We start from the raw sequence: 26524 nt of genomic DNA on the forward strand, positions 1-26524 counted from the left end.
GGGCAATGGATTGGTGTTAAGCTAATCGCTTTTAAGATAATCGTTTTAGTTTCAATCTGTTGCCCGGAATTTAACTTGTACTGAGGAAAACCTAATGTCCAAAATCGTTAAAGTGCTTGGCCGTGAAATCATCGACTCCCGTGGTAACCCAACTGTAGAAGCAGAAGTACATCTGGAAGGGGGCTTTGTAGGTCTGGCTGCTGCTCCATCAGGTGCATCAACTGGCTCTCGCGAAGCGCTGGAACTGCGTGATGGTGATAAATCTCGCTTCATGGGTAAAGGTGTATTGAAAGCAATTGCTGCGGTCAACGGCCCGATTGCACAGGCTCTGGCTGGTCAGGATGCGAAAGATCAGGCTAACATCGACAAGATTATGATCGAGCTGGATGGTACTGAAAACAAATCTAACTTCGGTGCTAACGCGATTTTGGCTGTTTCTTTGGCGAACTCCAAAGCAGCGGCAGCAGCGAAAGGTATGCCTCTATACGAGCACATCGCTGAGTTGAACGGTACTCCGGGTAAATTCTCCATGCCTCTGCCAATGATGAACATCATCAACGGTGGTGAGCACGCAGATAATAACGTAGATATTCAAGAATTCATGATCCAGCCAATTGGCGCAAGCACACTGAAAGAAGCTGTGCGCATGGGTTCCGAAGTATTCCACAATCTGGCAAAAGTGCTGAAAGCAAAAGGTATGGGCACGGCGGTGGGTGATGAAGGTGGCTATGCGCCAAACCTGGAATCCAACGCAGCAGCGCTGGCAGCAATCAAAGAAGCGGTTGAGCAAGCAGGTTACGTACTGGGTAAAGATATTACTCTGGCGATGGACTGTGCGGCTTCCGAATTCTATAACGAAGAAACTGGCAACTATGAACTGAAAGGCGAAGGCAAAATTTTCACCTCTCAGGAATTCACTCACTATCTGGAAGGCTTGACCAAAGAGTATCCAATCGTTTCTATCGAAGATGGTCTGAACGAATCTGATTGGGACGGTTTTGCTTACCAGACTAAAGTGCTGGGTGACAAAATCCAGTTGGTTGGTGACGATCTGTTCGTAACCAACACCAAGATTCTGAAAGAAGGTATCGAAAAAGGTATCGCAAACTCCATCCTGATTAAATTCAACCAGATCGGCTCTTTGACTGAAACTCTGGCTGCAATCAAGATGGCAAAAGATGCAGGTTACACAGCGGTTATTTCTCACCGTTCTGGTGAAACTGAAGATGCAACTATTGCTGATTTGGCAGTAGGTACTGCCGCGGGCCAAATCAAAACAGGTTCTATGAGCCGTTCTGACCGTGTTGCTAAATACAACCAGCTGATCCGCATTGAAGAAGCATTGGGTAATCGCGCTCCTTTCAACGGTCTGAAAGAAGTGAAAGGTCAGGCATAATTGCCAGCTGTTTCTTCTGAAAAATAAATATTATTTATATTTTGGTGAAAGGGAGTACTCTCTTTCACCTTTTTAATAAAAGAAAATTTTATTTATCATGGTGATTATTTACACTGTTACAGTATAAAAATGTGATATGACAACAAAAACTCTGCTCCTTTTCTGAACTATTTTTTATTAAATTAATAAATCCCGCGGATTAGATCCCAAAATGATGTAACTCATATTTTCTTCCTTGTTAATACTCCTTATGATTTCACATGTAATGTAATTCTTTAACATTTATAGCAATGATTCATTAATTATTCTTTTTTACATTACCGAGTTATGTTTCATTGTCTTACGGAGTCTTCATGGACGCTTCTGAATCTTTAACTCCAGCGGTTGGGCCTATTTCCTCAAATAAAAGAGGCTTAATTATTCTCGCGCTGGATATCATCTTGCTTGTAGCATTGCTTAAATTTTTGCCTTATGGAGAAAAAGCAAATGCAGGTTTGGCATTAATGGCATTTGTTGGTGTGTTATGGCTAACGGAAGCCATTCACGTCACGATTACTGCACTGTGTGTTCCTATTCTGGCTGTTGGTATGGGATTGATGAATACCGGTGATGCGTTGAAATCTTTTGCAAACCCGATAATCTTTTTGTTCTTCGGTGGCTTTGCACTGGCAACGGCACTGCATATCCAAGGTCTGGATAGGTTGATAGCTAACCGTTTGCTGATGATTGCTCGCGGGCGTTTGTCTGTAGCGGTATTGCTGATATTTGGTATTACTGCGCTACTTTCCATGTGGATCAGCAATACTGCAACTGCTGCAATGATGTTGCCACTCATCCTCGGTATTCTGGCAAATCTGGATGTTCGCACTGAACGCAATACCTTTGTATTTGTACTGTTAGGGGTTGCATACAGCGCCAGTATTGGTGGTTTGGGGACGTTGGTAGGCAGCCCGCCAAATGCCATCGCAGCGGCACAATTGGGCATGGATTTCTTTACATGGATGAAGTACGGCGTGCCAATGGTGATTATTCTGTTGCCTGTTATGGTTGGGATAATGTACATCATGCTGCGTCCAAATCTGAATCATAAATTTGATCTGGAATTGGAACATTTAGAATGGAATGGTAAGCGTGTTATTGCCATGATTATCTTCCTGTTAACAGTAGTATGCTGGATTTCCAGCTCATTTATCAGTGACGCATTGGGCGGCGTCAAAGATCTGGATACGATTATTGCGGTGAGCGCGGCTATCTTGATTGGTATCACCGGCGTATCTACATGGTCACAGATTCAAAATAACACTGAATGGGGCGTGTTGATGCTATTCGGTGGTGGCCTGACGCTGAGTGCTGTCTTGAAAAATTCTGGTGCCAGTGAAGTTATGGCGAATGGCATGGCAGAGACTTTTGGTACAAGCCCTTGGTTTGTGATCATCGTCGCGATTGCTACGTTCATTATCTTCCTGACCGAATTCACCAGTAACACCGCGAGTGCTGCGTTACTTGTGCCTATTTTTGCCACAGTTGCAGAAGCTTTGGGCATGCCAGTTATGGCTTTAACCATGATAATTGGTATCGGTGCATCCTGTGCATTTATGTTGCCTGTAGCAACCCCACCTAACGCGATTGTCTATGGCTCCGGCTATATCAAACAAATAGAAATGGTCAAAGTGGGTATGGTGCTGAACTTGGCATGTATTGCCATTATTTCTGTGGTTGCCTGGTTTTTCTGGATGTAATAATTGGAATAAAATCATGTGATAATCGCCACCTACAAGGGTGGCGATTGTTTTTTTAGTCTTCTTTAGTACTGATATAGATGTTTTTCACTTCAGTGTAAGCATCCAACATCATCTTATGCGTTTCGCGCCCAAGTCCTGAATTTTTGTAGCCACCGAAAGGAGCATGAGCGGGCAGCTCGTGATAGGTATTGATCCACATACGGCCCGTTTTTACCGCTTTCGCTACACGAAGGGCGCGGTTAATATCTTGCGTCCATACTGCACCTGCCAGACCATATTCGGAATCATTGGCCATTTCAATAACGTCTTCTTCATTGCTGAATGGAATAACACACAGTACAGGCCCGAAAATTTCTTCCTGCGCAACCCGCATATTATTGGTCACATTGGTAAGAATTGTCGGCTGGATAAAGAAACCATCATCATATCCCGCTCCTGTCATGCGTTTTCCACCTGTCAGGATGGTTGCACCTTCCTGTTTGGCAAGGTCGATGTAACCTAAAATAGTATTCATTTGCTCTTCACTAACCTGACTGCCCATTTCTGTTTCTGCCAACATGGGATCTCCCACTTTGACTGATTCAAACACAGTTTTCAGTGAGTTCAGGAATTCATCGTGAATATCTTTATGCAGGAACAGGCGGGCACCGGATTCACAGGCTTGCCCTTGATTCAGCAAAATAGCATTAGCAGCATATTTGATTGCCTTTTTCATATTGGCATCAGGGAAGACGATATTGGCAGATTTACCGCCCAATTCCAGAGTTGCAGGAATGAGTCTTTTCGCTGCTGCTGCGGCAACATTGTAGCCGATTTCAGTTGAGCCGGTGAAAGCTACCTTGTCAATGCCGTCATGGTCGAGGATCGCTTGACCTACAATTGAGCCACGCCCCGTGACAATATTGACAACGCCCGGTGGCAGAACTTGATTCATGATGCGCCCCAATTCAAGTAGAGTTATTGGGGTCAGGCTTGCCGGATTGATAACAATAGTATTACCGGCAGCAAGAGCAGGTGCGAGTTTCCAGGCGGCCATCAATAACGGGAAATTCCATGGAATGATCTGCCCTACCACACCAATGGGTTCTCTGATCACTAAGCTCAGTGTGTCGTTATCGATGACATCACTAGCATCAGAATGAGCACGGATAACCCCGGCGAAATAGCGGAAATGATCAACAGAGAAAGGAATATCAAAATTACGACACAGGGCCTGAGTCTTACCACCATCTAATGTTTCAAGGACGATAAAGCGCTCAGCTTCTGCTTCCAGCAAATCGGCAATTTTCAGTAATAGAGATTGTCTTTCAGCCGCGGAGGTTTTACCCCATGCTGGCAGGGCTTTTTGGGCAGCCTTGACAGCAAGCTCAACATCTTCGGCGTTACCCGCAGCATATTCTGTCAGTAATTCACCGGTTGCAGGGTTGTAGCTTTGCAGCGTATTTTTTGAAAAACTATCAACCCATTCGCCATTAATCAACATCTTATAAGATTTACAAGGCAATAATTCTTTCTCAATATCATGTAGCTTTTTCATTATATTCTCCGAGCACTTTGATTTTAAGTATACTAGGACATATATTCCAAACTGATTATCCGATTAATTCTTAATTTTTACTGAAATTGAAATGAAATATAACGGATCTATATCAATAAATATAAACCTTAATAATATAAAGTGAACAACATAAAATTTTTTTGCTGTATGTAATTTATTTCCAAATAGATATATCTATTATAAAAATAATGCCTATGAGTTATAATTTCACTGGTTTGCTGAGTAATTTTTACCAAAACATTTTTATTGTTATATTTGAGTCGAATTAATAGATTTGGTTAATAGGTGGGTTAATTGAAATGACTCAGTTTATAAGGCGCTTGGATTATTTATTTGATGTTTTTTCTAATAAGTTTTGGGTGTCACCATTTAATACTTGATACATTTTTTCTTTATCCAAAGCACTTTCCCAGCGAGCCACAACAATACTGGCACAAGCATTGCCAACTAGATTTGTCAATGCACGGCATTCAGACATAAACCTATCAATGCCTAAAATAAGAGCCATGCCTGCTACGGGTATGCTGGGAACAACAGATAAAGTAGCAGCTAGCGTAATAAAACCTGCTCCTGTTACACCTGCCGCACCCTTTGAACTGATCATAGCAACTAATAGTAAAGAAATTTGTTCAGTGAGACTCAGATCAATACCGGTTGCTTGAGCGATAAATAATGCAGACATTGTCATATAAATATTAGTACCATCAAGGTTAAATGAGTAACCTGTTGGAATAACCAGACCAACAACCGATTTTTCACAGCCTACATTTTCCATTTTCTTCATTAGGCTAGGTAATGCTGCTTCAGAGGATGATGTTCCCAAAACCAACCAGAGTTCATCTTTAATATATTTGATTAGTTGAATGATGGAAAATCCATTATATTTAGCAACTCCTCCTAAAATAATAAGAACAAAAAGTAATGATGTAATGTAAAAAGTCACTATTAACATCATTAAATTTCCAATTGATGAAATACCATATTTACCTATGGTAAATGCCATTGCCCCGAATGCACCAATAGGTGCTAATTTCATTAAAATCCCAACCATTTTAAAGACCGGTTCCGAGAAGTTTTGTAAAAAAACTAAAATAGGTTCTCCTTTTTTCCCTGTTGTGACTAAAGCGACACCAAAAATAACGGAGATAAACAGAACTTGGAGAATATTGCCATTCACAAGTGGACTAACAACGGTTTCGGGTATGATATTCATGAGAAAACCAACGATAGATGATTCATGAGCTTTCTCCACATAACCGGCAACTTTGCTGCTATCTAACGAATCAGGAGAGATATTCAAACCATCACCGGGGCGGATGATATTGGAAACAATTAACCCAATAACTAAAGCAAGAGTTGAAAATGTTAAAAAATATAGCATTGCCTTTCCTACAACATTGCCAACCATTTTCATATTATTCATTCCTGCTATCCCTGTAACTACCGTCAAAAAGATAACAGGTGCAATGATCATTTTCACAATTTTAATGAATGCATCACCTAATGGTTTTAGTGACTCACCAAAATCAGGATAAAAATGACCAAGGGCTATACCCAGTAAAATGGCAAATATGACTTGGACATAGAGTATCTGATATAAAGGTTTTTTCTTTAGGGGATTAGACATAGAGGTTCCTGTTTTCAATTTACAATGTTATTATTATCATTAGTGATTTATTTATTTTTTATAAAATGCTTTAATGCCTCTCTTTATCTATATCGCAATAAGATTAATGTTAAAATTACTCTTTATTTCTGCTTTGAACAAGCCTCAAGATTATGAAGTCAATAAACATTATTTTAAATAAATAAAATATTACATAGGAAATAAATGTAAAACGGTATTGTTTTCTGATTTTATAGTAAAAGTCTGAATTCTTTTTGGACATTTTTGATGATGATAAAATAGATAGAGAGATTTTTTCGGGATGTAACCACTTTGCAATGTTTTCTAATGAATGACAGGCATTGTTTCCCACTTAGGAAGACATATTGAAATATTACAGTGTTGCAGAAAATAAATTCGATACTAACGGGAATGGTACAGCGGCAGGTTACTTTTATTCTTATAAACAAGATTTAGAATCAAACGCCCATTAATGACATAAAGTAATAAATAATCAAGTTATAAATACTCCTGATTTAGTAATAAAAATTTTCCTTAAAACGATTTATATGCTCTATTTCTGCTATTATTGCTTTATCGGTAATAGGCGGGGTTGATCATGAGAAAATTGTTAACAGTTTGTTTATTTGGATTTATATTGGTTGGATGTGATAATCAACTCAGAATTGATGGAACAAATGAAATTGCTGTAAAAACATCCATTGAAAAAATCAGAGATACTTTATCAGAAGATAAAAAATTACAATTTGATGATTCATTGAATGTTGCCATGACCAATAGTATCGATTTTGATGATTTGTTTAAGGATAACAAAGATGGAAATATCAAATATGGAGATATACAAAAGTTGGAACAGAGATTTTTTCAATCCCTTCATGGGAAAACTGCTGATCAAGTCATTGAAGAAGCTGAAAAAATTAAAGCAGCGAATATAATCAAAAAATGAATGTATTATAAATGTACCTGATTGCATAATGTACTTGGTGACATAATGTACTTGGTAACATAATGTGCTTGTGCTGATATTGCCTCGAATTCTTTGAATTCTTCAAACAAGGTGCCCTGATTGAAGGGCATTTTGTGGTTTTAGCTAAGTTTATCCCACTAAATTTATCCCACTAAATTTGTCACAATAATATTAGTCTTTCTCCACATTGGCGGCAAACATAGCAATTTTTTCCTCTGAGCATTTTATTGTGCTGTCTTATTGTCAGCTCATGTTGCTGACAGCTACAACAATAAATGAATATTTTACTGCGGACAGAATGTACAGGGAATTGATGTGTCCGGCTGGCTTTTACTTCAAATATTGTTTCCATGATAAAGCGCCACTCTTTTCCATGCGGAGCAACCTTGCCAAATTGATGATGAGCCAATAGATGCGCCAGTTCATGTGGAATAACTTCATCAATGAATGTTTGTTGATTTTCGATTAACAAAATAGGATTCAGACGGATTTCCCAATCTTGCAGCCGCGCACTGCCTGCAATTGTTCCCCGTTGCTGATAGGTTATGCGGGGTTCAGGAAAGCTTTGCTGCCAAAAATGATTCGCCTGAGTTAATTTCTGTCTCATGGTGTGCATAACAGCTTGCTGTAAAGAGAGGGGAACTCTAACGAATTTCATTATGGCTGAATACTGTATTTTAATTATAAAAAAACCCGCAGCTTAGCATTGCGGGTTTCATAGATTAGCAAAAAATTACTTCAATCCTGCTGCTGAGCGCAGAATTTCAGCTTTATCTGTTGCTTCCCAAGGGAACTGTTCACGACCAAAATGTCCGTAGGCCGCTGTATCGCGATAGATTGGGTGTAACAGATCCAACATTTTAATCAGACCGTAAGGGCGCAGATCAAAGAATTCACGCACTAATTGAATCAGTGTTGAGGTTGGAATTTTCTCTGTACCGAATGTTTCCACCATGATAGATGTTGGTTCAGCAACACCAATGGCGTAAGACACTTGGATTTCACAGCGATCAGCCAGACCAGCCGCAACGATGTTTTTAGCAACGTAGCGTGCTGCATAGGCTGCTGAACGGTCAACTTTGGATGGATCTTTACCAGAGAATGCGCCACCACCGTGACGAGCCATACCACCATAAGTATCAACAATGATTTTACGGCCAGTCAGACCACAGTCACCCATTGGACCACCGATCACGAAGCGACCTGTTGGGTTAATGAAGTATTTGGTCATCGGAGTAAGCCATTCAGTAGGCAATACAGGCTTGATGATCTCATCCATCACGGCTTCTTGTAGCGCTTTTTGAGCGATATCTTCGGAGTGCTGGGTTGAAAGTACCACTGCATCAATACCAACAATCTTGCCATTATCGTACTGGAAGGTTACCTGACTTTTTGCATCAGGGCGCAACCACGGCAGAGTACCGTTTTTACGTACTTCAGCCTGACGCTCAACCAAACGGTGTGCATAGGTGATAGGTGCTGGCATGAGAACATCAGTTTCGTTGGTTGCATAACCAAACATCAAGCCCTGATCTCCTGCACCTTGCTCCAGAGGATCTGCACGATCAACACCCTGATTGATATCAGGAGATTGTTTACCAATGGCGCTGATAACAGCACACGAGCTGGCATCAAATCCCATATCGGAACTGGTATAGCCGATTTCACGTACAGTACGGCGAGTAATTTCTTCGATATCAACCCAAGCGCTGGTAGTGATTTCGCCTCCAACCATCACCATGCCTGTTTTAACATAAGTTTCGCAGGCAACCCGAGCCTTAGGATCTTGCTCTAAAATTGCATCTAGAACGGCATCGGAAATCTGATCGGCAATTTTGTCTGGATGTCCTTCTGAAACAGACTCAGAAGTGAAAAGATGTGTAGTCATTATATTTTATTACCTTAAATATAATCTTGGTTTAAGGGCGGATGTTTTACCATCTAGACGGCTATTTTAAGTTACTCTTGCTAAGGTTACCAGTTTTTTTAATTTTAAATATCTTTCATTGTGTGACATTTTAGTTTCCCTTCTAAAAAGGCTGGGAGTGCTCGTTTCATCTAGGTAAATTTCATTTTGCAATTTTATTGGATTACAGGTATAAACTGCGCGCGTAACATAAGTTAATTTTTGTACTTGAAGTTACGGGCGTTTGCAGGAGATATATATGTCCTGCTTCTCAATTGAGAAACGGCTTACTGTTGGTAAGCCATGTGGGGGTGAATGGGGTTATGTACCATTATCTGCTGATTGTTAACGGCCAACAGCCACACTACGTCATTGATGTCTTCACATCTTGTCCCTTCCTTTTGAATATGAATTCATTTCGATGTTACCCGTAACATATAAGCAGGTAATATTGAGTTGGCATCATATAGCCACACTATAAATATATTGTTTAGTACTCTCTAAACGTCCCTATAATTTAAGAGCATGCTGTTCCCTGACATTTTTTAATGCGCAAGATACGCACGATAAAATAGTGCCTTGGGTTATTGACTTTACAGGTGAAGGCAAATCTCGACTCCATAAAGGAGACTGCCATGAATGATAATATTGCTCGCAAAATGCGACAGACCTATAACATCGCATACTGGGGCGGTGGCTATTACTATGTCAATGATCTGGGTAATGTCAGTGTTTGCCCAAACCCTGATTTACCGGGAGCTCAAATTGAACTTGCCGATCTGGTGAAGAAAGTTCAGGAAGAAAAAGAACAATTACGTTTGCCTGCATTGTTTTGTTTTCCCCAGATCTTGCAACATCGTTTGCGTTCTATTAATGCGGCATTTAAGCGTGCACGTGAATCTTATGGATATAAAGGGGATTATTTCCTGGTCTATCCGATTAAGGTTAATCAGCAGCGCCGTGTCATTGAAACATTGGCAAACGCTGATGAACCAATTGGATTGGAAGCAGGTTCAAAAGCGGAATTAATGGCAGTATTGGCTCATGCGGGCATGACAGGCACTGTGATTGTTTGTAATGGTTATAAGGATCGGGAATATATTCGTCTGGCGCTGATCGGTGAAAAGCTGGGACACAAGGTGTATCTGGTTATCGAAAAGATGTCTGAAATCGCTATGGTGCTGGAAGAAGCTGAGCGCCTCAATGTAATACCCCGTCTTGGAGTGCGGGCGCGCTTGGCTTCACAAGGCGCGGGGAAATGGCAGTCCAGTGGCGGTGAGAAATCCAAGTTTGGCTTGGCTGCGGCGCAGGTATTGCAATTGGTTGAGATGTTGCGTGCTGTAGGGCGTTTGGATAGCTTGCAATTGCTGCATTTCCATTTGGGTTCTCAATTGGCGAATATTCGTGATGTGGCAACGGGTGTACGTGAATCTGCCCGTTTTTATGTCGAGCTGTCTAAACTGGGTGTCAATATTCAGTGCTTCGACGTAGGTGGTGGATTAGGTGTCGATTATGAAGGCACACGCTCCCAGTCAGAATGCTCGGTTAACTACGGTTTGAATGAATACGCGAATAACGTTATTTGGGGGATTGGTGATGCCTGTGAAGAACACGGCCTGCCTCACCCGACGGTTATTACGGAATCTGGTCGTGCATTGACAGCTCATCATACGGTTTTGGTCTCCAATGTGATTGGGGTTGAACGCAATGAATTCACTGAAACAACGCCACCAGCAGAAAATGCAACGCGTCCCCTGACCAGCCTGTGGGAAACATGGACGGAGATGCAATCTGACGGCAGCCGCCGCTCCCTGCGTGAATGGTTGCATGATAGCCAGTTTGATCTGCATGATGTTCATACTCAGTATGCCCACGGTATGTTGAATCTGTCAGAGCGTGCATGGGCGGAAGAACTGTATTTAAATATCTGTCGCCATATTCAGCAGGATCTTGATCCAAGCAACCGCGCCCATCGTCCGATCATTGATGAATTACAGGAGCGCATGGCAGATAAATTCTACGTGAACTTCTCGTTATTCCAGTCAATGCCAGATGCGTGGGGAATTGATCAGCTTTTCCCGGTCTTGCCAATTGAAGGGCTGGATAAGCCGTTGGATCGTCGCGCCGTTCTGTTGGATATCACCTGTGATTCTGACGGTACAATTGACCATTATATTGATGGTGATGGTGTAGCGACAACAATGCCAATGCCCGCTTATGATCCAGAAAAACCGCCATTGATCGGTTTCTTTATGGTCGGGGCCTATCAGGAAATTCTGGGCAATATGCATAACTTGTTTGGTGATACAGCAGCCATTGATGTTTATGTTGCAGAAAATGGTGAAGTAACTTATCAGCAAAGTGAAGAAGGTGATTCTGTCGCCAATATGCTGCAATACGTCAAACTTGAGCCGCAGGTACTGTTGACCCGTTTCCGTGATCAAGTGAAATCGGCTGATCTGGATGAAAATTTACAGGAACAATTCCTGCAAGAGTTTGAAAATGGCCTGTATGGTTACACCTATTTGGAAGATGAGTAATCTTTATTAGTCATTGATCTTCATTAATAGTCATTCTTAGTCAAGCTCTTATACGATACTGTGACTTTGAATGGCTATTCGCAATCCTCTCATAAGTATATTTCCATTATGTGTTCTGATGCCGTGCTTCAGATACTACTTCATTATTATTTGAAAAGTTAGCGAGTAGCTTTTTTAAAAAAATAATGTAAATCTGACAGAAGAGTGGTATGAAAAATTTTTTATGTGGGAATGATGTTAAACGATATTGTGAGGTTAAAAAGTGGCAAAAATATCCAAACAAATATTTAACAATCCAGAACTACTAAATAAATATTTTGATCCCGATACTATAACGGCCTGCATTGTACCGATTCGAGCAAAATTTATTAGCAAAGATAGTCGATCATTAAGAGAAAAAATACACACACATCAAAAAGGAATGCTGATATCACTAAATAGTGGTATGGCAAAACTAATATTAACAGACACCACATATGATATTTTAACTAATCAAATCGTATGGGTGCCTGCTGGTACACCTCACGAAGTAACTTTAAAAAATGAAGCTGAATTCAGAGCAATCTATATTGATCAAGAAATTTTTTTCCAACTTCCTAAAGAAGTGAAAATTTACAGCGCCACGTCGCTTATGCATGAGATTATTGAATCAATATGTGATATGTCATTCAATTCTAATTGGAATGCAGGAATAGAATATCATTTGCAGTCCATTTTAATAAAACATTTATCTTCAATTATAAAAGAAAATGAACTTCCAGAAATCCCGCACGATTATAGAGTTAATAATATACTCTCTTCATTTCTGAAAAAAGAGAAATTACCACCTAAATTAAATGAATTTATAAATATCGTTGGAGCCTCAGAAAGAACCATCCATAGATTATTTATCAAAGAAACGGGAATGAATTATCAACAATGGCGTCAAAAATACAGATTGACTTTATCGATAAAATTATTACTTTCAGGCAAGAAAATAACAGAGGTTGCTTATATTCTAGACTTTTCATCAACTAGCGCATTTATTTCATTTTTTAGAGAAAGATTAAATATTACGCCAAGTAGATATAAAAAATTGAATTCATAAAGGCTATAATTAAAATGATTATGTAATTACATAATCATTTTAACAAAGATAAGCGTCCCCAAAGCATTATCATCCCCGCTATACCCTCCGTCTTTCAAGTTGCCTCTTTGTTGGCTGGCTCACTCACCCCGGTCACCGTTGTTATGAACATAGAGTTATCTATGTTCCTGAGGATTCGCTCTCTTGCCTACCGCCGCGCGCCTTGAAATTCATTGGGTATATAATAACTATATGTACTATAATTTTTCTTCAATTCTTAATAAGCGATTGTATTTAGCCAGAGACTCTGTTCTGGCAAAAGAACCAAATTTAACTTTATCTGTTTTTAAGGCTACCGCTAAATCGGCTATACTTGTATCTTCTGTTTCCCCAGAACGTCTGGAAAGGACAGTCTTATAACCAACTTGTTTAGCATAAGATACCAAGTTAATTGTTTCAGTGACTGTCCCAATCTGATTGGGTTTAATTAATATAGAATTAGCGATACCTTTAGATAAACCATCTTTAAATCGCTCAATGTTGGTTGTGAATAAATCATCACCAACTAGTTCGATCCTTTTACCAACAGCCTGTGAAAGAGAAATCCATCCGTTGAAATCATCTTCAGCTAAAGGGTCTTCTATTAATGAAATAGGAAATTTATTGCAAATATCTTTTAAATAAGTAACGAAATCATCTGTGGATAGAATATTACCTTCGGTTGCAAGATGATATTTCCCATTTTTAAAAAACATTTCAGCTGCAATATCCATGCTTAAACTGACTTCTTTTCCAACTTCATAACCTGCATTATATATAGCTTCCATTAGTAATAATAAGCCATCTTCATTCGATTTTAATGAGGGCATAAAACTACCTGTACCAGAAACGCCTATACACATATTGCTTTTTAGCAAAATATCACGAAGCTTAAGATAGATGTTTTTTCCGATCTGCATGGAGTCCTTTAAATTTGTTTTATTTAAGACAATAATTTGAAAATCTTGGAAATCACAATTCCCATCACCATGCCTTCCTCCAGACAGCATAGAAAAAATGGGTTGAGGAATGAAAAGATCGTCATCTTTCTTAAGATATTCATAAAGATAAACGTTTTTTTCAATCGCAGCAGCTTGAGCTGCGGCTAAAGATACACCCAAAATAGAATTGGCACCTAAATGACTTTTATTATTAGTACCATCCAGCTCAATTAAAATATTATCAATTGATTCCTGTTCGAAAGGGGATAAACCACATATTTTGGGTTTGATTATTTTATTAATAATATCGATGGCACATTTTACTCCTTTTCCACTAAATCTATTTTTATCATTATCACGAACTTCAATTGCTTCATATTTTCCTATTGAACTTCCTGTTGGAATAATTACGCGACCTCTATTTCCTGTATTAAGGATGACTTCCACTTCTAACGTAATATCTGCTCTTGAGTCAAATACTTCGCGTGAAATTATATCAATTATTTTAGCCATAAATATTCTCAACTAGTCTTTTTGGACGTAAAAGTCAGTAATGGATTTTGCTAATTTTCCTGAAGGTAAAGCCAAAGGTTTTAATACTGCGTCACAATAAAGCCCCCAACTGGCAATAATGGCTGAATGCCCCCCACGACCTCCGGCAACAACTAAATCAATATCAAGTGGTGAGCGTGTTGCGGGGATTTTCTCTCGTTCAGAGAATTGCTTTGGTCTGACAGGAATTATTCCTTTTCCATCAACATCAGAACGGAGATTATAAATTTTCTCATGTAAATATTGTCGAAGACTATTTTTTGTCCATCCTGAATTGGTTAAAATTTTAACATGGTCAGGTGTCAAAATAATCATTATCCGCCCTGGTATATAGGCATTCATTCGCCCAAGATGAGTTGCACTATCAATAATGACAGATAATAAACTATCGGCATCCTGGCTTAAGAAATCCACAACATCTGTAGGAGGTTCTCCTTTCATGAGATAAACCGTTGTAATTTCCTCACCATAATTTTCTTCATTGATGGTTTCCCACGGGCTATTCTCTATGCTTTCTGCAAAACAATAGGTAAATTCAGCGGGAGATCCCAAACAACCTAAGTCAGCTTTTCCTGGGTAAGCCCGACAGACATTTAGAATTGTTAAATTAACTGCTCTTCCGATGGTAGCATTTGCTCGAAACCCCGGACCTAAACATCCTTGCCCCGAACTCATTCCTATTTCTTTGGCTATTGGCCCACTGACAAGAACAAGGTTTCCACCGTTGTAAGACGTGGTAATTGATTGCTGGAAATTAAATTTACTTTCTGCCATTGCATAAAATGTCGCAATGATAATAGGTAAATATTGAGGTTCACAACCTGCCAGAATACTGTTAATGATAATATCATTAATGGTAATATTTTGCCCTGAAGGGCCAGCTTCTGGAATAACTATTTTGTCTACTGGCTCCTGACAATATTGCTGCATTTGAATATATCTTTTCTGTGTCGGCGGTATTACGGGTAATCCATCACCAATAGAAAGATTATCATATGTCCTCATTAATTCATCTGAATTTATAAAGGGTATTTTTTTGTTATCTGAATTTACTTTATCTAAATCCATTTTTGGTTTTAATAAGGATAGCTTATTTAATTCAACTTCATTTTTAGTCAGGGAGCTAATGATATATTCTTTTTGTTTCTCAATTTCATTTTCTATTTCTTCTATTTTACTTGCTTGATATATATCTAAATGGCAAATGCACAACTTACCAAATCGATAGAATGCGACATGTTCTGCTAAATGATTACCTGGAGGTGAAGTAATTAATAATGCAGGTATTCCTTTTTTCTCTAATTCACCAGCCAGAATGGTTGTCATTACTGATGTTCCCATATCTGCCAGAGCGATTATTGCAGCAGAGTAGTTACTCTTTGATAATTCGGAAGCCAACTCTCTAATCTGTTGCGTCATAGTCCCTCGAACAGATTGGCAGACGTATTTGATATTTATTATCCCCCTCTCTTTGAGAATATTTATAATGCTTTTATAAATCTGGCTATAATTACAAAAACTAAGCTTGGTATTATCAAAAAATAATATCTCTCTGTTTTGGTGTTCAGGAATACTCACTCTTTTCGCTAGTTTAATAACATCACAAGATAGATTTCCTCTAGGATCATAAGTCCAATAATCATTATCATTAGTCATGAACGCCTCCAAATTATTTTTATCTTTTACAGTATCGTAGGATAACGCCGTCTTAATTAATATCTAAATTCTGTCATAATGTATCAAATATCTGACATCTGATATCACTCAATTCAAAATGAAGTGAAGTTTCAAATTTTAGTATGATATACTATTAAAAATTTTAGAGAGATGGAGAGTGAAATGACTCAATCTTTATTAATTTATATTTTGGCTATAAAATCATTATCCTCGCCTGTTAAGATCATTTCAAAAAATGAAAAAATTAATTTTTTAACGGATGAAAACTTGATCTTTGAAGATAAAGAAGTTGTTTATACGTTTGATGACGGGGTAAGTATTCTTTATCTGGAAGAATCCGAAAAAGAGGCGAATGAATCTTATGAAGATTTATGCCAAGAGAAATGGATGAGTTATAAGGTGCTAAATAGCAACGGATTTTCAATCACCCCACACGAAAAAAATTTTCATAATATATGTCAAGAAAAATATTGGGTTAAAAATCAGATATTACAAAATAATATGTTATAGCTTGCTTGTAAATAATAACCCATTTTGCGACCGTGTCAGAGATTTTTCAGCAAATTTCTAAGGATTGATTGTTATTGCTGTCAGTGTTTTTCCAGTATTTTAAATGTTCATTTGATATTTCGTGGGATCTACTTCTTAAAGTTGTGGCAAGTAGAAAATATGTTTAATACTATATGATTAGTCGTTGAACTAAGATGCTTTGGGTACTTTTCTTGTTTGTATATGAGTGTGTACGCATTCGTTTCTTTAGTTTCGGATTGATTGCTAACATTTTGTTTTACTTTAACTTTAAAATGATAGCGTATTTGGAAGATTAATCTTCTAGCGTAAATAAGCCTCCGTGCCACTGGTTGCTGCCAATCATTGAATATTGACAATATTGGGGACTGGTAATAGCAGGGCGGGACTTTTGAGGATATATCATGAGTATTAGCTCCTTAGGAAACCAGATTGATAATTCTTTGGTTTCAAATGCCTTCGGCTTTCTGCGTTTTCCATTGAACTTTCAGCCTTATTCCAGTGATGCGGAATGGGTGATTACTGGTGTGCCTTTTGATATGGCGACATCAGGACGAGCGGGCAGCCGTCACGGGCCAGCTGCTATTCGTCAGGTATCGACTAATCTGGCATGGGAAAGCAGTCGTTGGCCGTGGAACTTTAGCTTGCGTAAGCGTTTGAATGTAGTGGATTGCGGCGATCTGGTATTTAACTTCGGTGATGCTCAGGACATGAGCGATAAGTTGCAGGCACATGCTGAAAAGGTGTTGGCATCGGGCAAGCGCATGCTGTCTTTTGGCGGTGATCATTTTGTCACTTTGCCACTATTGCGTGCTCATGCGAAACACTTTGGCAAAATGGCGCTGATTCATTTTGATGCTCATACAGATACTTATCCCAACGGCAGCAAATTTGATCATGGCACGATGTTTTATCATGCGCCGAATGAAGGGCTGATAGATCCTCATCATTCAGTACAAATTGGTATTCGCACGGAACACGAGACTGATAACGGTTTCACTGTGCTGGATGCCGGTCAGGTCAATGATCGCAGTGTTGATGATATTGTTGAGCAGATCAAAACGGTGGTTGGTGATTTGCCGATTTATCTGACATTCGATATTGATTGCCTTGATCCGGCCTTTGCCCCAGGGACAGGGACACCAGTGATTGGTGGATTGACATCAGATCGCGCTTTGAAAATAGTGCGTGGTTTGCAACCGTTGAATATCGTCGGAATGGACGTGGTGGAAGTGGCTCCGGCTTATGATCAATCTGAGATTACAGCATTAGCAGCCGCAACGATTGGACTGGAATTGCTGTATTTACAGGCGTCGAAGAAAGATGCTTAATGGATTAAGCCAATAGGTTTTTTTATCTGTTATAAACTTTTTGCAGGCTCACCTTTTAGGTGGGCCCTTATTATTTAGTACTCTGATTATAATATAAAGTGCTGGTATGACATGGCAATTTGTATACTTGCGCTATTTTTAAAAATTTAGATTTAAACAAAGTGGAAAATTATCCCACAATATATGTCAGTATTAGTTGTTGTGGAATTATAGGCTGCCGAGGCATGAGAATAAAATTTCCGTTAAATTCTGAGCCAGCTTGATACTCATTAGATAATGTTTGCAGTAGCTTTATGTTAATAGCGTGCTCATGACAATCAATAGACGTAATTTCAGCCGCATGAAAATCAAAAAAACGTTTTACATGGGGATAAAGTGCTTTAAACAAACTCTCTTTGATGGAGAACGCAAGGGTGAATGCCTGTTCAAATGGCAATGGGCATGCTGCCAGTAATGCTACTTCATTGGCATTGATGATGCTGGATGAAACACTTTCGATAGTCTCTGATTTAATTTCCTGTTCGATATCGATGCCGATCATTTGGTACTTATCACAAGAAGCTGCGAACGCAATGGCGCAGTTAGTGGAATGAGAGATGGAGCCACAAATATTGTTAGGCCAGATTGGGGAACGATCTTGTGCATTGGTTACCTGAAAGCCGGAATAACCCAAATTGTTTAAAACTTGTTGAGTGCAGTAACGGGCAGCCAGATATTCCGCTCGTCGTTTATTGACTGCATTTTGTAGCTTGGGCGGATAGGTAATGCCACATTCACCGAATAATGTATCGCGATAGTAAGTTTGATCAAAAGAAGCTTTAATGACTTGAAGATCGGGATGTCCGGAAAGTATGCCTGTTTGTATTTCATTGAAAAAACTATCATTTATGGTAGTGATTTGGGTGGAGGTAAAAGTAATTTTTTTCATCATCGGATTTTATTATTGGCTGTGATTATTGAATAGTGAATCATTCGAAAATAGTTATTACCTGATTTTGCCATATTTTAGTTTTAGTTCACTAATGCGGTGACTCTTTTTATACTCTTGCATGTTATCAGTTAAAAAAAGAGGTTAATGTGGAAATATTAGTGACAGGTGGAATGGGCTATATCGGTAGCCATACGTGTGTCCAAATGCTTGCAGCAGGGATGACGCCGATTATCATCGATAATCTGTGCAATGCCAATCGTGAAGTCTTGGCGCGCATTGAGGCATTGACTGGTGTACAGCCTCTGTTTTATGAAGGGGATATTCGTGATGAGTCATTCCTTGATGCCATTTTTGCCCGTCATCAAATCCAATCGGTGATTCACTTTGCCGGACTGAAAGCGGTTGGGGAATCTGTCGCTAAACCTATCGAATATTATGACAACAATGTCAATGGAACGCTGGTGCTGGTGCGCAGCATGCATAAAGCGGGTGTAAAAAGCATTGTCTTTAGTTCATCCGCGACGGTATATGGTGATCCTAAAGTCGTGCCGATTACCGAACAATCCACGGTAGGCAACACCACTAACCCTTATGGCACCAGTAAGTATATGGTCGAACGCTGCCTGTCTGATCTTCATCATGCAGAAAATGATTGGTCTGTGGTGTTGTTGCGTTATTTCAATCCAGTGGGTGCTCATCCTTCTGGCACAATGGGGGAAGATCCTCAGGGAATTCCTAATAATTTGATGCCTTATATTGCTCAGGTAGCGGTAGGTCGTCGGGAAAAGCTGTCTGTGTATGGCAATGATTATCCGACTTCTGATGGCACCGGAGTGCGTGATTATATCCATGTTATGGATTTGGCCGACGGACATATTGCGGCCTTAAATGCCGTTGGCAAGAAATCGGGGCTGCATATTTACAATTTGGGCACCGGAAAAGGCACCAGCGTGCTGGAGATGGTGGCAGCGTTCAGTCATGCTTGTGGCAAACCTGTTCCTTATGAGATTTGTCCACGTCGTCCGGGAGACATTGCTGAGTGTTGGTCAAGCCCAGAGAAAGCTGAGCGAGAGCTGGGTTGGAAGGCAAGCCGTACTATTGTGGAAATGACTGAAGATGCTTGGCGTTGGCAGTCTCAAAATCCCAATGGCTTTCAAGTGAAATAAGAAGTAAAAGTAAGTGAAATATCTAACCCTAACAATGAAAGGAGTATGATCGTGAGTTCTAACCTACAACAAGCACTACTCCAGCAACAGTGGACAGAAGTTGACGACTATCTAAAACAAGTATTATTAGACAAATCCCCGCATCTTGAACAAACACTTGAATACAACGCCGCTCAAGGATTGCCAGCGATAAATGTTTCTGCGCTTCAAGGGCAGTTTTTGATGATGATGGTACAAATTAGTGGTGCAAAACGTATTCTCGAAATTGGCACATTAGGGGGATATAGCACTCAATACATGGCAAATGGATTGCCTGATGATGGGCTGTTGTTCACATTGGAAAAAGATCCCAGCATAGTCAAAGTGGCTCAGTACAATATTGAAAAAGCACAGCTTGCCCACAAAATCAAAATTATCGTGGGAGATGCTGGCGAGACCTTGCCGACACTGAGTACTGAAGCTCCTTTTGATCTGATTTTTATTGATGCTGATAAACAAAATAGTACATTGTATCTGGATTGGGCTATCAGGCTGGGACATCCGGGAAGCGTTATCATCATGGATAATATGGTCCGTGAAGGGGCGATTTTACATAAGCAGCGGAATGAATCTGTTGAAGGTGTCCGTCAGGTACTTGATAAGATGCTCAACCGCTCAGAACTTACTGTTACTGCTTTACAAACCGTAGGGGAAAAAGGTTGGGATGGTTTTGCATTATTACGGATAAATACAGATAAAAAATTTATCCAATAATTTTTAATGGCAGGAAATAATAGGTGACAAAAAGGATGGTTTATTTTTGGTAAACCATCCTGAGATCTGTTAACTATATTCAACACCGCTACCCAATATCATTACCTAATATTATGATTTTGGGAATGCAGTCTTATTTTCAGAAGCAGGTTTCCGCGCTGACTGACATGCTTTGCGCTCACTGGGTTCGCGCTCTTTAATGATTTTTGCTGTTTCATCTACAGTGGGAAGAGGAAAGCCCATATCGTCATAGGCACCAAAACCAACCAAACGATAACCGCTTAGCGGAGAATTTACGGGGACACGAAATTCTTTCTTTTCCCCTGGTACTAATGCTTCAAATGAGTGTACTGCCAATGTGCCTGGTTCACATTTATCATTAAAAGGTAAAACAGCCAAATAGCCTCCTGCAACAAGTTGGTCTCCTTTATTTTGCAGTGTGCCGCCTACAAAGAATTTGCCGTTGGCTCCCAGCCCCATATGAAATAATAAATGTGCTTCCCCTTTTGCCCATAATGCTGGGGAAAACAGGCTGCTTGCTATTAATATTGCACTTAATATTGCACTGTATGTATAACCACGCCATTTCATTTTCATGCTCCTGTTTACTGAGTTCCTAAATGAAATAGGTATTACAGTGGTTGGAGAAAAAATCAAGTTATCTTACTTAACTTGAGCAATGGCTTTTAATTTATCAATGTTTCTTAACTCATCAATAGCTACTGATCCATCAATGCTTATAGATTGATACAAGAATCAATATCACCATATTTCGTCACTCTTTTGAACACATCCAAATCTAATCTGGCTATGTAGTTAATTAAATAGTGGCTACATAATGGCCCATCTGAAATATCGATATTAGTTTGAGGTTTAAACTCGTTGGTATAGTCCAATGAGGAATACCCCAAGATCTCAGGAGGTAAATGAGGTATGACATCATCTATATAGTTGAACACTGCAAAATGACTAAAGTTTTGGGTGATGTGTTTGGAGAATTCCCTATTTCCTGATCTTGGGCAGGCAAATAAACAGGCTGAGTGATTGGGCGCTATTGAGCCAATTTCATACATGAGATAGGACGCAATGGCTGATCCAAGGCTGTGACCGACTATCGTGAATTGACCATTTACCCCTATAAGTTGGGTAATCGCTTCAGCCAATTTGAGGTTGCTATAATCATGGTATGGTTCAGGTTCAATGACAATCAGTTTCATTGAATCATAGATGCTAAAAAAACCCTGACTTACTTCTACTTTGGGGAAACGGGTCCATGGTGAGGTGAAATCAATAAGGCCATCGTGGAGATCTTCCAGAAAAATTGAGGGATCTGTTCCGCGTATAGCAACAACATATTCCCCTGGAGAGTTGCTTTTTTCTGCGACATACCCATAACAGACATGATCGGGCCATATGATTTTTCGGGGTGTTACTGAGAAAGACAGATCATTTGCAGAGATATACGCGATAACTTTCCATCCATCCTCTTCAATTCGCGGATCGACTGGAGGTGTTGGATTATTGTAATACTGTTCGTTCATTTTCGCTGCATATAACACGAATGCTGCAAAATTGGCGGCTTCTTTGTATGTATACATAGTTACCTCTTTTGTTTGTTCGTTGTTTGGTGGGATGCTTGTTTTATGCAGTTTTGTTTTATGTAACTTAATTGTATACCCAATGGATTTTAAGATGCATTGCGGCGGCAAGGGAGCGAATCCCCGGGAGCATAGATAACTCGATGTTCATAACAACGGTGTTCAGGGTGAGTAAGTGCAGTCAACAAAGAGGCAACTTGAAAGACAAAGGGTATATGTCATTTTGCCGGATTTTCTGGCTTAAGAGGGAATAAGCAGGTTGAATGATTCTATGTTTAGATATTAATGACATTATTATATAGAATTGAATTTCATATAATCCAAGCTATTAGAATTTATTTGTTTTTAAATGACGATAAGTCATGACTTGAAGCCATATTGTATTTATCAATATCGAATTAGCTAATTCCCTTTTGTTATATGTAGTTTTTATTTGTTCTTTCAAATTGATTGCTATACAGCGTTATTCTTTTCCAATCTGAAGGTTTTATTTGCAAATTTTAACAGTTATCAAGAGGCAAATATGGCAGCACCACGTTCGGTTCTTGAACTTATAGGGAATACACCGTTACTGGAGCTTACACATCTGGATACAGGCCCATGCCAGCTGTTTATTAAGCTAGAAAATCAAAATCCGGGTGGTTCAATTAAAGATCGTGTTGCACTTTCAATGATTGAGCAGGCGGAAAAACAGGGATTGCTGAAACCAGGGGGCACTATCATTGAAGCTACGGCAGGTAATACAGGTATAGGACTGGCATTGGTTGCCGCCATGAAAGGCTATAAATTGATTTTAGTTGTGCCTGATAAGATGAGCAGGGAGAAAATTTATCATCTGCGGGCGCTGGGAACGGATGTGCGCCTGACACGCTCTGATGTTGGAAAAGGGCATCCTGAATATTATCAGGACTATGCTCTGCGTTTGTCGAAAGAAATCAACGGTGCTTATTATATTGATCAATTCAATAACCTTGCGAATTCAGCCGCCCATATTGCTAGCACGGGCCCGGAGATTTGGCAGCAAATGGAACAGGATGTTGATGCAGTGGTAGTTGGTGTCGGCTCTGGCGGGACGCTTGGTGGTCTGAGCCAGTATTTTAGGGATGTTTCCCCTCATACGGAATTTGTCCTCGCAGATCCTAAAGGTTCCATTCTGGCCGATTATGTTGAGCATGGTCATTATGACGAAGCTGGCAGTTGGTTTGTGGAAGGCATTGGAGAAGATTTTGTCCCGCCTCTTGGTGATTTTTCTCAGGTTAACCATGCTTATCGCATTACTGATGCAGAAGCGTTTGCCAGCGCCCGCAATTTGCTGCTGACAGAAGGCATCTTGGCTGGTTCTTCTTCGGGAACATTGCTGGCGGCGGCGCTACGCTATTGCCGTGCACAAAAAACGCCGAAACGTGTGGTTACGTTGGCTTGTGACAGTGGCAACAAATATCTGTCGAAAATGTTTAATGATTACTGGCTATTGGAACAAGGGTTGCGTGCACAGTCGCAAGAAGATGATTTGAGCGATTACATTACTTATCGTTATCGGGATGGCGCGACAGTTTCAGTTTCCCCACAAGATACCTTGCAGATAGCTTATGGTCGCATGCGTCTGTATGACATTTCACAGTTACCTGTGATCGAGAATGACCAAGTTGTAGGTATCATTGATGAATGGGATCTTATGCATACTATCAAGGCTAACTCATGCAATTTCTCTTTACCTGTTACTGAAGCGATGACCAGTCAGGTTGATACACTTAATAAAAAAGCGCCATTGGAACAGTTAACGGCCACCTTTGATGCTGGTCATGTGGCTCTGATTGTTGATGATGACAATCACTTCCTAGGCCTTGTTACTCGCACCGATGTGCTGAACGCATGGCGTCAACAACTCAATTGATCTCTTTCAGGAATAAATTAATGGCTAATTTTGATAAGACTGGTTTTGACAAGACTGAGTTCGACAAGACTGAGTTCGACAAGACTAAGTTTAATAAGATTAAATTTGATACACAAAGCGTTCACGCAGGCTACGTACCTGATCATACTGGTGCAGTCATGCCCGCAATTTATGCCACGTCGACTTACGCTCAACCTGCACCGGGTCAGCATACTGGGTATGAGTATTCCCGTAGTGGCAACCCGACGCGTGATGCGTTGGAGCGTGCGATTGCTGAATTGGAAAACGGTACTCGTGGTTATGCTTTTGGTTCTGGTCTGGCTGCCAGTTCGACCATTCTGGAGCTGCTTGATAAAGACAGTCATATTATTGCGGTAGATGATCTTTATGGTGGTACTTACCGGTTGCTGGAGAAAGTGCGCCGTCGGACTGCCGGTTTGAGAGTCACTTATGTCGAGGCTGGGGACACTGTGGCGCTGGAAGCAGCAATTCAACCCGACACTAAAATGATTTGGGTGGAGACGCCGACTAATCCATTGCTGAAATTGGCTGATTTAGCGGCGATTGCACAGATTGCCAAACGGCACAATATCATCAGTGTTGCAGATAACACTTTTGCTTCCCCTTATATCCAGCGCCCACTTGATTTGGGTTTTGACATTGTTGTGCACTCTGCAACTAAATATCTGAATGGTCATTCTGATGTTGTTGCTGGCCTTGCTGTGGTGGGAAATAATGCAGAGTTAGCAGAACAAGTGGCCTTCCTGCAAAATTCCATTGGTGGCATTCTTGACCCGTTCAGCAGTTTCCTTGTCCTGCGTGGTATTCGGACACTGGCACTACGCATGGAGCGCCATATTGACAACGCAGAGAAAATTGCGCATTGGCTCGAACAGCAGCCACAAATTGAGAAAGTGTATTATCCCGGCCTTGTTTCTCATCCTCAGCATGATCTGGCAAAACGTCAGATGCGAGGTTTTGGTGGCATGATCTCCATCGTGCTGAAAGGAGACGAGGATTATACGCGTCGAGTCATTAAAGAACTGCAATTGTTTACACTGGCAGAAAGTTTAGGGGGGGTGGAGAGCTTGATTGGTCAGCCATTTACCATGACCCATGCTTCCATTCCGCTGGAAAAGCGTCTTGCGGCTGGGATTACCCCACAGTTGATCCGCATTTCCGTTGGTATTGAAAATGCAGATGATCTCATAGCTGATTTGTCTCAAGCATTTGAAAATGCACGTTTTTAACAAAAAATAAGGTAACAAAAATAAATAAACAAAAAATAAAGTAATAAAAACTGAGATAATCAAAGAATTATGCCAAATGAAGAATATCGTTTGGCATTTTTTATAATGTCATTAACTCATATTTATTTTGCTTTTAATGATTATTTTTATTGGATTTTTTGTTTTTCATCTGGAAATAAATATATATTAAAAATATAGACTGCTTGGTTTTGAGGTAAATGAACGAGAAATTTAATTGATAGGTTTTTATTTTTAAATTAATTCGTATTAATAATTGCTGATATCTCATTAAGAATGAGATATATTTTATCAAGAAAGTATCCCCTTCGTCTTTCAAGTCGCGGTGTAGTTAACAAAGGATGATGTGTTATGGCAATTCTAAATATACTCACAATTCCGGATGAAAGGCTGAGACAAAAATGTGTCGATGTCGCTGATTTTGATAAAGTTCAACCGTTGATTAATGACATGCTGGAGACAATGTACAGCACTGACAATGGTATTGGTTTGGCTGCTCCACAGGTCGGTCGGAAAGAAGCGGTTTTGATCATTGATCTTTCTCCAAATCGTGATCAGCCAATGGTTTTGGTCAATCCAAAGATTGTTGAAAAAGAGCGTCGAGTCGTAAATCAGGAGGGTTGTCTATCGATTCCTGGGTATTACGCAGATGTTGAACGGTTTGAAAAAGTGAAGGTGGAGGCCTTTGATCGGTACGGTAAGTCCATTACGGTAGAAAGCGAGGATTTCCTGTCAATTGTTATGCAGCATGAAATTGATCATTTGCATGGCATTATTTTTATTGATTATCTATCTCCACTAAAAAGGCAAATGGCACTGAAAAAAGTGAAAAAGTATCTAAGTAGTAGGAAAAAATAACGTATCAAGATAATAAGGATAAAATAAACTATTACTTACTGATATTATATTATTTTGCAATATTGTGGTTTTATATATTGCTATTATTTAATTTATTAATGATAAACATGTATAAAAAAGCTTAGAATCATGGCTTACAAGGCAGTTAACATATACCCAATGAATTTCAAGAGATTTGATGGTAAT

Annotated in this window: 21 protein-coding genes; 12 read left to right on the forward strand and 9 right to left on the reverse strand. The window is 39.8% G+C overall.

From position 1 onward, the window contains the following. The first annotated feature begins 94 nt into the window (after positions 1-94). Positions 95-1396: a phosphopyruvate hydratase gene (eno, locus tag PSI14_RS12785; RefSeq protein WP_273576255.1), complete on the forward strand. Its 1302-nt coding sequence runs from the start codon at positions 95-97 to the stop codon at positions 1394-1396. A gap of 353 nt (positions 1397-1749) precedes the next feature. After that, a complete protein-coding gene (locus PSI14_RS12790; protein ID WP_273576256.1) occupies positions 1750-3135 on the forward strand; it encodes an SLC13 family permease in 1386 nt (461 codons plus the stop codon). A 55-nt stretch (positions 3136-3190) separates the two neighbouring features. Here PSI14_RS12790 and PSI14_RS12795 read toward each other — a convergent pair whose 3' ends face one another. Together PSI14_RS12795 and PSI14_RS12800 are read right to left on the reverse strand one after the other, a co-directional pair. Further along, positions 3191-4675, reverse strand: coding sequence for an aldehyde dehydrogenase family protein (locus PSI14_RS12795; RefSeq protein ID WP_273576257.1), 1485 nt, complete (start codon positions 4673-4675; stop codon positions 3191-3193). A gap of 346 nt (positions 4676-5021) precedes the next feature. Next, entirely contained in the window at positions 5022-6323 is a 1302-nt protein-coding gene (locus PSI14_RS12800; RefSeq protein ID WP_273576258.1) for a dicarboxylate/amino acid:cation symporter, read from the reverse strand. 598 nt (positions 6324-6921) lie between these two features. On the opposite strand from PSI14_RS12800, the gene PSI14_RS12805 reads away from it, so the two are divergent. Further along, positions 6922-7269 carry a DUF6694 family lipoprotein gene (locus tag PSI14_RS12805; RefSeq protein WP_273576259.1) on the forward strand — a complete coding sequence of 116 codons (348 nt, stop codon included), beginning with the start codon at positions 6922-6924 and terminating at the stop codon, positions 7267-7269. Between the two features lie 181 nt (positions 7270-7450). On the opposite strand, the gene PSI14_RS12810 is transcribed toward PSI14_RS12805, so the two are convergent. Both PSI14_RS12810 and metK read right to left on the reverse strand, forming a co-directional pair. Beyond that, positions 7451-7948, reverse strand: a complete 498-nt coding sequence (locus PSI14_RS12810) for a SprT family zinc-dependent metalloprotease (RefSeq protein WP_273576260.1) — start codon at positions 7946-7948, stop codon at positions 7451-7453. Between the two features lie 75 nt (positions 7949-8023). Continuing rightward, positions 8024-9178: a methionine adenosyltransferase gene (gene metK, locus PSI14_RS12815; RefSeq protein ID WP_273576261.1), complete on the reverse strand. Its 1155-nt coding sequence runs from the start codon at positions 9176-9178 to the stop codon at positions 8024-8026. A gap of 653 nt (positions 9179-9831) precedes the next feature. Here metK and speA point away from each other — a divergent pair. Together speA and PSI14_RS20230 are read left to right on the forward strand one after the other, a co-directional pair. Next, positions 9832-11736: a biosynthetic arginine decarboxylase gene (speA, locus tag PSI14_RS12820; protein ID WP_273576262.1), complete on the forward strand. Its 1905-nt coding sequence runs from the start codon at positions 9832-9834 to the stop codon at positions 11734-11736. Positions 11737-11998: 262 nt separating this feature from the next. Beyond that, positions 11999-12823 carry an AraC family transcriptional regulator gene (locus tag PSI14_RS20230; protein WP_273576263.1) on the forward strand — a complete coding sequence of 275 codons (825 nt, stop codon included), beginning with the start codon at positions 11999-12001 and terminating at the stop codon, positions 12821-12823. 236 nt (positions 12824-13059) lie between these two features. Here the strand turns inward: PSI14_RS20230 and eno (PSI14_RS12830) are convergent, their stop codons facing one another. Together eno (PSI14_RS12830) and PSI14_RS12835 are read right to left on the reverse strand one after the other, a co-directional pair. Further along, positions 13060-14295: a phosphopyruvate hydratase gene (eno, locus tag PSI14_RS12830; protein WP_273576264.1), complete on the reverse strand. Its 1236-nt coding sequence runs from the start codon at positions 14293-14295 to the stop codon at positions 13060-13062. Positions 14296-14307: 12 nt separating this feature from the next. Continuing rightward, complete coding sequence (locus tag PSI14_RS12835; protein ID WP_273576265.1) at positions 14308-15990, reverse strand: hypothetical protein; 1683 nt, start codon at positions 15988-15990, stop codon at positions 14308-14310. Positions 15991-16173: 183 nt separating this feature from the next. On the opposite strand from PSI14_RS12835, the gene PSI14_RS12840 reads away from it, so the two are divergent. Continuing rightward, the gene (locus PSI14_RS12840; RefSeq protein WP_273576266.1) at positions 16174-16521 is read left to right on the forward strand and encodes a hypothetical protein; all 348 of its coding nucleotides are present in this window, start codon (positions 16174-16176) and stop codon (positions 16519-16521) included. A 422-nt stretch (positions 16522-16943) separates the two neighbouring features. Next, on the forward strand, positions 16944-17870 hold the full coding sequence (speB, locus tag PSI14_RS12845; protein WP_273576267.1) for an agmatinase: 927 nt from the start codon (positions 16944-16946) through the stop codon (positions 17868-17870). A 169-nt stretch (positions 17871-18039) separates the two neighbouring features. On the opposite strand, the gene PSI14_RS12850 is transcribed toward speB, so the two are convergent. Next, positions 18040-18801, reverse strand: coding sequence for a 4'-phosphopantetheinyl transferase family protein (locus tag PSI14_RS12850; protein ID WP_273576268.1), 762 nt, complete (start codon positions 18799-18801; stop codon positions 18040-18042). Positions 18802-18947: 146 nt separating this feature from the next. Between PSI14_RS12850 and galE the strand changes: the two genes are divergently transcribed. Further along, on the forward strand, positions 18948-19967 hold the full coding sequence (galE, locus tag PSI14_RS12855; RefSeq protein ID WP_273576269.1) for a UDP-glucose 4-epimerase GalE: 1020 nt from the start codon (positions 18948-18950) through the stop codon (positions 19965-19967). Between the two features lie 51 nt (positions 19968-20018). Then, positions 20019-20720 (forward strand): O-methyltransferase, encoded by a 702-nt coding sequence (locus PSI14_RS12860; protein ID WP_273576270.1) that lies wholly within the window; start codon positions 20019-20021, stop codon positions 20718-20720. A gap of 111 nt (positions 20721-20831) precedes the next feature. On the opposite strand, the gene PSI14_RS12865 is transcribed toward PSI14_RS12860, so the two are convergent. After that, the gene (locus PSI14_RS12865) at positions 20832-21311 is read right to left on the reverse strand and encodes a membrane-associated Zn-dependent protease 1 (RefSeq protein WP_273576271.1); all 480 of its coding nucleotides are present in this window, start codon (positions 21309-21311) and stop codon (positions 20832-20834) included. Between the two features lie 146 nt (positions 21312-21457). Beyond that, the gene (locus PSI14_RS12870; RefSeq protein ID WP_273576272.1) at positions 21458-22318 is read right to left on the reverse strand and encodes a lipase family protein; all 861 of its coding nucleotides are present in this window, start codon (positions 22316-22318) and stop codon (positions 21458-21460) included. 523 nt (positions 22319-22841) lie between these two features. On the opposite strand from PSI14_RS12870, the gene PSI14_RS12875 reads away from it, so the two are divergent. From PSI14_RS12875 to def, 3 genes are all read left to right on the forward strand, one after another. Next, positions 22842-24212, forward strand: coding sequence for a pyridoxal-phosphate dependent enzyme (locus tag PSI14_RS12875; protein ID WP_273576273.1), 1371 nt, complete (start codon positions 22842-22844; stop codon positions 24210-24212). Between the two features lie 20 nt (positions 24213-24232). After that, on the forward strand, positions 24233-25462 hold the full coding sequence (locus tag PSI14_RS12880; protein ID WP_273576274.1) for a trans-sulfuration enzyme family protein: 1230 nt from the start codon (positions 24233-24235) through the stop codon (positions 25460-25462). A gap of 369 nt (positions 25463-25831) precedes the next feature. Next, entirely contained in the window at positions 25832-26338 is a 507-nt protein-coding gene (gene def / locus PSI14_RS12885; protein ID WP_273576275.1) for a peptide deformylase, read from the forward strand. Positions 26339-26524 lie beyond the last annotated feature (186 nt).

The sequence above is a fragment of the Xenorhabdus anantnagensis genome, assembly GCF_028598555.1.
Taxonomy (GTDB): Bacteria; Pseudomonadota; Gammaproteobacteria; order Enterobacterales; family Enterobacteriaceae; genus Xenorhabdus; species Xenorhabdus anantnagensis.